Origin of the sequence: Lentilactobacillus sp. TOM.63 (genome assembly GCF_030361045.1) — a bacterium.
GTDB classification, from domain to species: Bacteria; Bacillota; Bacilli; order Lactobacillales; family Lactobacillaceae; genus Lentilactobacillus; species Lentilactobacillus dabitei.
Genome location: NZ_JAUCAP010000085.1, coordinates 1 through 10,271, shown reverse-complemented (window position 1 = coordinate 10,271; position 10,271 = coordinate 1). Strand labels below are relative to the sequence as shown.

The window sequence follows — 10,271 nt, the reverse complement described above, 5'->3', positions numbered from 1 at the left end:
TTTCGGGAAGTAGCTCAGCTTGGTAGAGCACCTGGTTTGGGACCAGGGGGTCGCAGGTTCGAATCCTGTCTTCCCGATTGATAGAACATTATCATTTATTTAGTCATCATCGCGGTGTAGCTCAGCTGGCTAGAGCGTCCGGTTCATACCCGGGAGGTCGAGGGTTCGATCCCCCCTGCCGCGATATAGGTCTTGGACCTTTAGCTCAGTTGGTTAGAGCAAACGGCTCATAACCGTTCGGTCGTAGGTTCGAGTCCTACAAGGTCCATCGACTCAACATTTTTAGAGTTCGTTTTATATCAGCTTATTTATGGAGGATTACCCAAGTGGCTGAAGGGGGCGGTCTTGAAAACCGCTAGGTGGGTCAAACCACGCGAGAGTTCGAATCTCTCATCCTCCTTATTATCGCGGGATGGAGCAGTCTGGTAGCTCGTCGGGCTCATAACCCGAAGGTCGTTGGTTCAAACCCAGCTCCCGCAATTTTGGTTCGTTGGTCTAGTTGGTTTAGGACGCCTGCCTGTCACGCAGGAGATCACGAGTTCGAGTCTCGTACGAACCGCTTTTGGCTCGGTAGCTCAGTCGGTAGAGCAATGCATTGAAGCTGCATGTGTCGGCAGTTCGATTCTGTCCCGCGCCACTTTTTTAATATTTTTTGCGGGTGTAGTTTAGTGGTAAAACCACAGCCTTCCAAGCTGTTGTCGCGAGTCCGATTCTCGTCACCCGCTTTGTACTAATGGGCCTATAGCTCAGCTGGTTAGAGCGCACGCCTGATAAGCGTGAGGTCGATGGTTCGAGTCCATTTAGGCCCATATTGGAGAAGTACTCAAGTGGCTGAAGAGGCGCCCCTGCTAAGGGTGTAGGTCGCGTAAGCGGCGCGAGAGTTCGAATCTCTCCTTCTCCGTTCAAATGACCCGTTGGTCAAGTGGTTAAGACACCGCCCTTTCACGGCGGTAACATGGGTTCAAATCCCGTACGGGTCATTCATGAGAATGAATTTTTATATTATCGCGGGATGGAGCAGTCTGGTAGCTCGTCGGGCTCATAACCCGAAGGTCGTTGGTTCAAACCCAGCTCCCGCAATTTTGGTTCGTTGGTCTAGTTGGTTTAGGACGCCTGCCTGTCACGCAGGAGATCACGAGTTCGAGTCTCGTACGAACCGGTGTACAGGTTACAGCTTGGTAGCTTGTTTTTTAACGCTAAAGTCGAAAGAATGACATCAAAAAAATGTCTATATTCAAACGCCAAATTGACGATTGAATATAGACATTTTTTATTTTAAATTGATGCTTAATTCGCCTCAGCTTTTTTAGCTGGTTTGTAGTACGCTTCATGCGAATAGAAACTCGGTGAATCGCGATATTCTTTTGGAATAAATTCATGGGACCCGTTCTTCCATAATTCGAAGTCTGAATATGAGTTCCAGGTGCCTAGAATGACGCGTTGATTGATATCTTTATGGTAATTAAGCGAATAGATTGAATGCATACCATCCGGTAGTCCGTCACTGCGTAACTTGTTAATTCTGGCGTCAAAAACTTTTTGTTGATCAAAATTGAGATCCATTGCAGAGAAACTGACAAACCCATCCCATTTATCCGCACCAGTGTGGCTTAACACATCGTACAACACCGGTGATTGAAATACAGATGGCTTTCCAGAATAATCCAACATCATCAACTTGTCGTTTTGATTCAACGCTTGAAAAACATGCAAATCACGATCTGGGTGATTTGCCTTAATTTCAGACAGAATCTTGTTATTACCAAATGTAATCGCTATTTGTTCGTTCATAGACCCACCTCCTACATCTAAGAACATTATACTTTTTTTCACGAACTTAGCCAAACATTTACAATGTCGTTGACCGACATTATACTGAAAGAAAATGAGGAGGGTTATTTGTGAAATTAACTGTGTTAGGCTTTTTAGGTGGTTATCCTGCTAATGGAAATGGAACAAGCAGTTACCTGTTACAATCTGGTGACTTTAATCTATTGATAGATTGTGGGAGCGCAGCGCTGTTAAGCTTGGAAGAAGTATTAGATCCCATGAAACTAAATGCGGTCATTTTAACTCACTATCATCATGATCACACGGCCGACGTTGGGGTGCTTCAATACTACTGGCAATTGCATGACCCGCGATATACTGAAAAGGTACTCCCAATTTATGGCCATCAACTGGATAAACAAAATTTTGCAGGGCTTGATTGGCCAAACTCAACAAAAGGCATTGCTTATGATCCCGATCAATCATTGGAAGTCGGACCGTTTGAAATTACCTTCTGCAAGACCCACCACCCAGTGCCTGCATTTGCATTGAGGATTATTGAGAAATCAACCAACAAAGTGCTGGCTTTTACGGCAGACACAGCCTACTTTAAGGAACTCACAGGCTTTGTCGCTAATGCAGATCTGCTGATGACCGATACCAATTTCTTTGCTAATAAAACCGGTCGGAAGTGGCATATGACTTCCACAGAGTCCGGCCAACTTGCTAAAGATGCGCATGATCATCAATTATTGCTGACGCACTTACCTGCTACTGGAGATATGACCAAGCTAAAGGCTGAAGCGCAACACAATGCGGGTTCGATCCCCATTCTGGTTGCGAGTCGGCACTTGACAGTTGTCATCTAAATTTGACCAAAAAAGGTCTTTATATGGTCATTCTGTGAATCTTATGACTTTTATAACATTCTTCTATATAATCAAGATACAGAAATGATTATTAGGAGGATGAAACTTATGACAGTCAATTTATTAACGACCCCAAGTTGCACATCTTGTAGAAAAGCAAAACAGTGGTTAATCGATCACGAGGTAGATTTTAGGGAACGAAATATCTTTGCTCAACCACTCTCTACGACAGAATTAAAACAAATTCTAATGTTGTCGGAACGGGGGACTGAAGGCCTAATTTCAACCCGATCTTACGTATACGAACAATACAAAGACAAAATTAATTCTTTAACAATTGGTGAGCTGATCAAGCTTTTGGCAGCCCACCCCGAAATGATTAGAAGGCCAATCCTGATGGATGCCAAACGCTTAGAAATCGGGTTTAACGATGATGAGATTCGTCGCTTCTTACCACGAGAAGTTCGGAAGAATGACTTGGAGCGCCTCATTCGAAATGCGCTATAATGAAAATGTCTTAATTACTTGTTAATAACCATTTTTAGCCGTATTATTTACATGGACAGTATTCATGTTACAATGTTATTATTAATAACCCTAGGATATTGAAAGGGGTGGCTAAGATGGAAATGGAACGGATTAACGAGAATACAATTCGAGTATTAATTGGTAATGATGATCTTGATAAACGTGGGATTACCGTACTGGATTTACTCGGGAATCATAAACAGATTGAAAGCTTCTTCTACAGTATTCTTGAGGAAGTTGACAAAGATCATCAATTTCAGAATAATGATGCCGTCACTTTCCAAGTTCTTCCAAATCAAAATGGACTTGAGCTGTTCATCAGTAAGGATGTTGACATCTCTAACAATGAAATGATGTTGGATTCAAAGAGTGGTAACCAGGATAAGCGTGATCAGGTGTCCAAGTATATTGATGAACATCCAGACACCGGCAAACCACAACATGCAGGTGATAGCAAAACAAATGATGAATTTGGGCATCAAAAGAGAACTGTGATTCTTGAATTTGATGCATTAAACGACTTTATTGAGTTAGCGAAGGCGTTGAGACTGGAAAATGGGACGTCAGATTTGTACTTGTACCAAGATAAGTACTATTTGATCCTACAATTGTTCAGCAACGATCCAGTTGATATGGTTGTCAGTGATGAAGTTGCAATTGCGAACGAATATGGCAAAAAGACCACCATCACTGAAGATGTTTTGACTGAGTATGGTCAACAATTGATGGAAAATAGTGCGTTGGAATTGAGCAGATACTATTTTAAATGATTTTGAAATTCACTAAAGATTGGGACAAACGGCGATTTGATCCCAGCACTTAACGACTTATTCAGATGCCCATTCAAAAAGGCCGCCAAACTCAATTTCAATCAGAGGTTGGCGGCCGTTTATCATCTAATAGTTATTGGCGCGTTTTGTTAACGTTGTTGTGTAGTAAGTCTTTGGGGATGGGTGATCCTGAAAACCGGTCGTCTTTGAAACAATGTATAGTGGCCGCTTCCTGGATGCCTCGAAGATCCTGAATAAATAGGAACCAATCATTCCAAGCGAGAGTAACAGGATTCCGACCATTAAGAAAATTGAGAAGACTGCAAAGTGAGCGGTATCCATTTGGGTGAACAGGGCAAATCCCAAGTAGCCCAGGCTAAATAGAATCGAAAAAGTTCCCAGCCAATTTGCCAGCTGCAGGGGGACCGCCGAAAACGACGTGACTCCATCCATCGCCAGACGAATCATTTTGGTTAACGGGTACTTTGAATAGCCGGCAATTCGTTCTCGCCGCTCATATTCAACGTCTGCTTGCTTGAAGCCAACCCAGCTGACCATCCCCCGAACAAACGGGTCGGTCTCGTTCATTCGACTGAGCTCGTGGACAACTTGACGATCCATTAATCGAAAGTCACCGGTATCTAACGGAATTTTGATGCTGGTGATTTTTTGTAACCCGCGATAGAACATTGCCGCGGTTACTTTTTTGAACCAGCTTTCACCGTCCCGGAGCACCCGTTTACCATAGACGACATCATAGCCTTCATGCCACTTACTGATCATATCAACGATCACAGCGGGGGGATCTTGTAAGTCGGCATCCATGACAACGACTGCGTCACCACTTGCGTAACGGATGCCAGCCGTGATGGCGAGTTGGTGGCCAAAATTTCTGGAAAATTGAACGAGTTTAATATTTGAGTGATATGCCTGCGAACTCGCAATTAACTTGGCACTCTGGTCGCTTGACCCGTCATCAATAAAAATCAATTCAAAGTTTTGTGGCTGATTGGCAGTGAAATTCTCCAAACTATCAATTGTGTTTTCAATGCCAGCTTCTTCATTAAAGACTGGGAGGACAATTGAAATTAATTCAGTTTCTTTATCCATTTGAGGACCTCCTTTGCAAATTATTTGTAGATTGTCGATAGATCGTATAGGACGCCGGTTGAGCCCATACCGCCCATTCCCATACCACCAGGTTGTTGAGCGTTACCTTGCTTAGTCTGGCGGGTTGGGGTGGTTGCCTTGCTCTTAGTTCCGGGCTTCTTAGTGGCGCTCATTCCAGCGCCCCGTTTGCCACCCGATGGCGGTGTCATGGCACCCCGCTTCTTGGTGCCGGTCGGTTTGGTCTTTCCATTAAAGCTTGGTTGCTTCTGACTGCCGGTTTGACTGCTTGAGGTTCCAACTGCCTGTGAGCTGGTATTTTGATACAAGCTGGTCTTGACCTTGGTTGCGTGTTTTTTAATCCAGTTAATAATCTCGGTATTTCCTGATTTGCCGGAATAATAGAAGTATTTGAGTTGGCCAGTTTTGACTAATTTTTTAAATTCTTTCAAGGTAATTGCCGGATCGGTTCCGTTAAATCCACCCATTGCCATGACGGCCTTACCCGTTTTGATGATATAAGGGGCGGCTGTCGTCGAATCGCTGGTGGCAAAGAGATATTTGGCATTGCCTTGATTCTTCTCCAAATAATTGAGCAATTTAGAGTTGACTTGGTTATTGCCCATGCCGCCACCCATTGCTGAACCGCCTTGACCAGATGTCAAAAGCGATGGGCCAGCAGTCGGAATCATGGCCGACTCAGCCGCAATTGTGGGTGTGAGCGACCACCAGGCCGGTGCCACCAAAATACCGAGTAGGCCACCAATGATCAATGGCTGGGTAATCGTTCGGTGAGGCAGGAGGACTAAGCCGGCAGAAATGCCAATGGCCACCGCCAGAATTAGCCAGGTGAGCCAAGGATAGTAACTGTAAACGTACCAGGATTGCAGGGCCGCGGTTGCAATAAGCGCGACCGGCAATAAATAAAATTGCCAACGGTTACGACGTCCTTGATTGAACAATTTGACCAAAGCTGTGACACCAATTCCGAATAACGCCGCAATTGGGGGGGCCAGCATAATCATGTAATAGGGGTGAAAGAAACTGGCAACGCTAAAGAAACCATAAACTGGAACGAGCCAGCCAGTCCACAAGATCAGCTGCTTTTGTTCGCGAGAGAGGGCATACCATTTGCGCTTACGATCACGGAAAAAGACAAGCCCACCAACCAAGCCAATAATGGCGAAGGGTAGTAACCAGCTGATTTGTGGTCCTAGTGATGACTGGAATAACCTGAACGGACCGATGGTGCCGATATCAAATGCACCACCGCCGCCACCGCCATTACCCATTTTTCCCGGGCCGCCTTTTTGATTTTGACCACCAGGCATGCCTTGAGCAGTTTTACCACCGACTTTTCCAGGGGCTTTTGCGTTGCCCTTCTTCATATTCGTCGGCAGCTTGCCGCCTTGGGGTCCGCCGCCTTTTTTAGTCTGCGTTTTACTGTTCATTCCGCCACCAAAGGTCCCACCAGTCCCAGTCGTCTGACCGAGTAAGCGTTCAGTCCCGTTATAGCCAAACGCCAATTCCATGAGAGAATTTGTTTCTGAACCACCGATGTAGGGACGCTTGCTGGCGGAGGTCATATCGGTTGATAAGGGCAGGGCCAACGTGAAAACGAGTAGTGAGATTGTGGCAAATGCGAGCTTGGTAACCTTCTTTTTCCAAGTTTCATTGGCTGCCAGCCAGTAAAATAAATACATCGCTGGTAGAATCATGAAAGCTTGGAGCATCTTAACGTTAAATGCGATGCCGATTAACGCAAAACTGGTGAGTAACGTTACCAACTTTTGGCTGGCAATTGCTTTTTCCAGCATGAGCAACGCTAGTAACAAGAAGAAGATCAAAATTGCGTCCATGTTATTTGTTCTGGAATCAGCGACCACGATCGGCGTGAGGGTCATAGCAAGTGCTGCTAAGCGGCCCGCTGATTTGCCGAAGTAGGGTTGAACCAGTCGATACATAAGATACACTGAACCAACGCCAAACAAAACCGATGGCAGAACGACACTCCAACCATGCACTCCGAAAATTTTGGCACTGATCGCCATAAACCATAAGGCGACGGGTGGCTTGTCAACGGTAATGTAACCTGCAGGATCGAAACTACCATACCAAAAGTTCTTGAAGCTTTCCGTCATACTCTTAATTGCCGCGGTGTAAAAGGCATTTGCTGAACCAGCTTTCCAAATCTGCCAGCCGTAAAGAAATAGCGCTAGGATTAGGATCAGCGTTAAGATCCAATCAATTTTGAAAGATCGTTTATTGGTCCGGATTTGGGCATTTTCAACCATTCTTTGATTAGCTGCCAAGGTGGTGGGCCTCCCTTAATTGTTTTTTATTGTTGAATACCCAAAATTTTGAAAGCAAAAAGTTTGTGGGAACGGTAATCATCAAGCTCACCAGTGGAATCAGTTGTGAGTTAATGATTGCTGAACTGCTGGCAATGTGCGCGATGCCAATACTGATTAACCAGGTAAACAGATAAGTGGCATAATATTTAATAACCACTAATTTAAGGTTGCCGTGGGTTTTAAATACCCATTTATTGTTCAGCGACAAGCCGATAAGCGATGTGATGCCGTAGCCAACGCCCATTGCAAAGGTGGCGTTTGTCGGTTGAAGCAGTAATAAATAAATGACATAGGTTAGGACTGTATTAAGCAGGCCAGTCAGCCCGAATTTGATAAATTGCTTTGTGCTTTTGATGTGATCAACCTCCTTTTTTTATTGATGTAGTGAGTTTATCGAAGCAAGCATAAATTAAGCTTAAAAATTGGGTTTCGATAAAATTTGGCTAATTTAGTTGACGGCTTTGTGAAAACTCGGTACTTTAAATAGAGTAGAAGGACAGCTCTGCTAGGCAGAAATTTCCCCAGAAGCACTTCAACCATAAATTTTAACCACGTGATTAGACTGATATTCCAGTTTTAATCCCGTGCCTACGCGTACTTACAAAAGGAGATACCATCCATGAAAGAACTTCATATTTTGATTGTTGAGGATGACGAAGAACTTGCCAAGAGCCTCCAATTATTTCTTAATGAAATTGCTCAAACAACTGTGTCTCATGATGGCTTCGAAGGTCAGATGCTCGGCCAAGAAGGCATTTATGACCTGGTTGTCCTAGACCTCATGCTGCCACAAGTTAATGGCTACGATATTTTAAAACACTGGCGAAACGAGGATCATCTAAGTATGCCAGTGCTGATTTTAACTGCTAAAGATACCTTGGACGACAAGGTGCATGGCTTTCAGTTGGGAGCCGATGATTATCTGACCAAGCCATTTCACCGAGAAGAATTAATTATGCGGGTCAAGGCTTTATTGAAGCGCAGCGGCCACCTTGGTAACGACAACCAGCTGACCGTTGGTCCATTTAAGGTCAACTTAAGTAACCGAATTGTGAGTGTCAACGATAAGCCACTGGAATTAAATGGCAAAGAATTTGATTTGTTGGTATACTTCATTCAAAATCCGGATACGATCATTACCAAAGATCAAATTTTTGACCGGTTGTGGGGATTTGAATCCGAAACAGCCATCTCGGTGGTCGAGGTTTATATGAGTAACTTACGAAAAAAGCTCAAGAAATCAGCCTCACTTTCACCAATCAAGACGTTACGAAACGTTGGTTATATGTTTGAAACGGAGGCCCTAGCGTGAAGAACAGCGATCCACAACAAAAGCAGCAGTTTTCCCTTTTTGTCAAGGAGCTGATTGGGTTTGCGTTGCTATTCATGGTGTTAGGATTAGTGGTTAACTTTTTCTTTCATCAGTCGATTTATAAAAATATCGACCACGGACTCATTACGCAAAAGCAGGTTGTCCTGAATAATAAAAAGCAGCCCAGCTTTCGAACCGACAATGGGAATACGGCACCTGGTGTGACCGCCCCTAATAATGGCGATACCCCATTTCGGACGAATATTTTAGTGTTTAATAAACGTGGGCAGATCATCAACGCTCAAATGCTGGGGAATCGAATTTACAATTTGTTTATCAATACTAAATTAGACAAGACTCAGATTAACAAGGTTCAAGAAGTCACGTTGATGTCAACGGATAACACCTTGCACTATTTTCGGTCGCTGTTGATTAAGGTTCCCAAATCCAATACCAATCCGATGTATGCCGGCAATTATGTCCTAATCTTGGAGAACATTGATACCGACTTACTAGCCATTAACAGCTTTAGGCGCTCGCTCTTAATTACCTTAACGTTGTTTTGGATATTGGCGATTGGCATTGCTTACTATCTTTCCAGATCAAGTATGAAGCCAATTGTTGAATCGTGGAAACGTCAACGTCAATTTAGTGCTAATGCTGCTCACGAACTGCGGACACCGCTGACGGTGATTCAAAATCAAATGGAATATATGCTGACGAAACCGAAGTCCCAAGTGGTTGATCAAGTAGATGCGATCTCGACTTCGCTTGATGAAGTGAGGCATTTGCAGACACTCACCAATCGTTTACTGATGTTGGCTCGTTCCGATGCCGGTCGAATTGAAATCAATATTCAAAGCGTGGATTTGCAACAATGGTTCGATCAGGTTCTGAAACCGTATAAGGATATTGCAGCCAGTCAGCACAAATCGTTGGATGAGACGCTTAGAGCATCCGGTCATGGCAACTTTGATGCAGATTTGATTCGGCAGTTATTGATCATTCTATTGGATAACGCCATCAAATATACCCCAAAAGGTGGCACAGTATCGGTTGCAACCAGCCGCGTCCGTGACAAGTTGACAATTGAAGTACGAGATACTGGCGTGGGAATCGCAGACGAAGACAAAAAGCGAATTTTCGAAAGATTTTATCGGTCTGATAAATCAAGAAATTCCAAGACTGGTGGAAACGGTTTGGGACTGGCGATTGCAAAATGGATCGTTAACCAGCACCATGGAACCATTACTGTGAAGGATAATCATCCCAAAGGGGCCGTGTTTGTCGCAACCATTAGTATGCGCAACCAGACGGCGACAACTCGAGCATAAGCATCCAGCCATGCCGATGTTCTCACAGTAGCGTGTAAACGGCTGATCCTGGAATTTAGTCAAAAAACAAGACTGGGAATAGGCGTTTTGATCCCAGAATTTAACGAAAAAGACCAATCATTCCTAATTTGGAATAGTTGGTCTTTTTTGTTGGCTCTTCGTCAACTGTTGTTGGTGAAACTAAATTCGAGTTCTAATCACTTTGTGATTAGGGCTCTTTTTGTTTT

9 protein-coding genes and 13 tRNA genes are annotated in these 10,271 nt (G+C 44.1%); 18 read left to right on the top strand and 4 right to left on the bottom strand.

Annotation, left to right across the window (positions count from 1 at the left end):
• Positions 1-3: 3 nt before the first annotated feature.
• From QUF07_RS12140 to QUF07_RS12080, 13 genes are all read left to right on the top strand, one after another.
• A tRNA-Pro gene (locus QUF07_RS12140) sits at positions 4-77 on the top strand.
• Positions 78-110: 33 nt separating this feature from the next.
• Positions 111-184 (top strand) — tRNA-Met (locus QUF07_RS12135).
• A gap of 10 nt (positions 185-194) precedes the next feature.
• Positions 195-268 (top strand) — tRNA-Ile (locus tag QUF07_RS12130).
• Positions 269-312: 44 nt separating this feature from the next.
• Positions 313-400: transfer RNA gene (locus QUF07_RS12125), tRNA-Ser, on the top strand.
• A 6-nt stretch (positions 401-406) separates the two neighbouring features.
• Positions 407-480 (top strand) — tRNA-Met (locus QUF07_RS12120).
• Positions 481-484: 4 nt separating this feature from the next.
• Positions 485-559 (top strand) — tRNA-Asp (locus QUF07_RS12115).
• 5 nt (positions 560-564) lie between these two features.
• Positions 565-637 (top strand) — tRNA-Phe (locus tag QUF07_RS12110).
• A gap of 17 nt (positions 638-654) precedes the next feature.
• Positions 655-725 (top strand) — tRNA-Gly (locus tag QUF07_RS12105).
• A gap of 10 nt (positions 726-735) precedes the next feature.
• Positions 736-809: transfer RNA gene (locus QUF07_RS12100), tRNA-Ile, on the top strand.
• Between the two features lie 4 nt (positions 810-813).
• Positions 814-901 (top strand) — tRNA-Ser (locus QUF07_RS12095).
• A 7-nt stretch (positions 902-908) separates the two neighbouring features.
• Positions 909-980, top strand: a tRNA-Glu gene (locus tag QUF07_RS12090).
• 26 nt (positions 981-1,006) lie between these two features.
• A tRNA-Met gene (locus QUF07_RS12085) sits at positions 1,007-1,080 on the top strand.
• A 4-nt stretch (positions 1,081-1,084) separates the two neighbouring features.
• Positions 1,085-1,159 (top strand) — tRNA-Asp (locus QUF07_RS12080).
• 128 nt (positions 1,160-1,287) lie between these two features.
• Here the strand turns inward: QUF07_RS12080 and QUF07_RS12075 are convergent.
• Positions 1,288-1,791 carry a monooxygenase gene (locus QUF07_RS12075; RefSeq protein WP_289427595.1) on the bottom strand — a complete coding sequence of 168 codons (504 nt, stop codon included), beginning with the start codon at positions 1,789-1,791 and terminating at the stop codon, positions 1,288-1,290.
• A 110-nt stretch (positions 1,792-1,901) separates the two neighbouring features.
• On the opposite strand from QUF07_RS12075, the gene QUF07_RS12070 reads away from it, so the two are divergent.
• From QUF07_RS12070 to QUF07_RS12060, 3 genes are all read left to right on the top strand, one after another.
• The gene (locus tag QUF07_RS12070) at positions 1,902-2,639 is read left to right on the top strand and encodes an MBL fold metallo-hydrolase (protein WP_217341610.1); all 738 of its coding nucleotides are present in this window, start codon (positions 1,902-1,904) and stop codon (positions 2,637-2,639) included.
• A gap of 108 nt (positions 2,640-2,747) precedes the next feature.
• Positions 2,748-3,146 carry a transcriptional regulator Spx gene (spx, locus tag QUF07_RS12065; protein WP_289427594.1) on the top strand — a complete coding sequence of 133 codons (399 nt, stop codon included), beginning with the start codon at positions 2,748-2,750 and terminating at the stop codon, positions 3,144-3,146.
• 116 nt (positions 3,147-3,262) lie between these two features.
• The gene (locus QUF07_RS12060) at positions 3,263-3,937 is read left to right on the top strand and encodes an adaptor protein MecA (protein WP_217164263.1); all 675 of its coding nucleotides are present in this window, start codon (positions 3,263-3,265) and stop codon (positions 3,935-3,937) included.
• Between the two features lie 126 nt (positions 3,938-4,063).
• Here the strand turns inward: QUF07_RS12060 and QUF07_RS12055 are convergent, their stop codons facing one another.
• From QUF07_RS12055 to QUF07_RS12045, 3 genes are read right to left on the bottom strand one after another with little or no spacing between them, the layout of a single operon-like run.
• Positions 4,064-5,047: a glycosyltransferase family 2 protein gene (locus QUF07_RS12055; RefSeq protein ID WP_289427590.1), complete on the bottom strand. Its 984-nt coding sequence runs from the start codon at positions 5,045-5,047 to the stop codon at positions 4,064-4,066.
• Positions 5,048-5,067: 20 nt separating this feature from the next.
• Positions 5,068-7,338, bottom strand: a complete 2,271-nt coding sequence (locus QUF07_RS12050; RefSeq protein WP_289427597.1) for a glycosyltransferase family 39 protein — start codon at positions 7,336-7,338, stop codon at positions 5,068-5,070.
• A 7-nt stretch (positions 7,339-7,345) separates the two neighbouring features.
• Positions 7,346-7,753, bottom strand: coding sequence for a GtrA family protein (locus QUF07_RS12045; RefSeq protein WP_217164275.1), 408 nt, complete (start codon positions 7,751-7,753; stop codon positions 7,346-7,348).
• Between the two features lie 264 nt (positions 7,754-8,017).
• Between QUF07_RS12045 and QUF07_RS12040 the strand changes: the two genes are divergently transcribed.
• Together QUF07_RS12040 and QUF07_RS12035 are read left to right on the top strand one after the other, a co-directional pair.
• Entirely contained in the window at positions 8,018-8,710 is a 693-nt protein-coding gene (locus QUF07_RS12040; protein ID WP_217341612.1) for a response regulator transcription factor, read from the top strand.
• Entirely contained in the window at positions 8,707-10,044 is a 1,338-nt protein-coding gene (locus QUF07_RS12035) for a sensor histidine kinase (RefSeq protein WP_217164257.1), read from the top strand. The genes QUF07_RS12040 and QUF07_RS12035 overlap by 4 nt, the downstream gene beginning before the upstream one ends.
• The last annotated feature ends 227 nt before the right edge of the window (positions 10,045-10,271 follow it).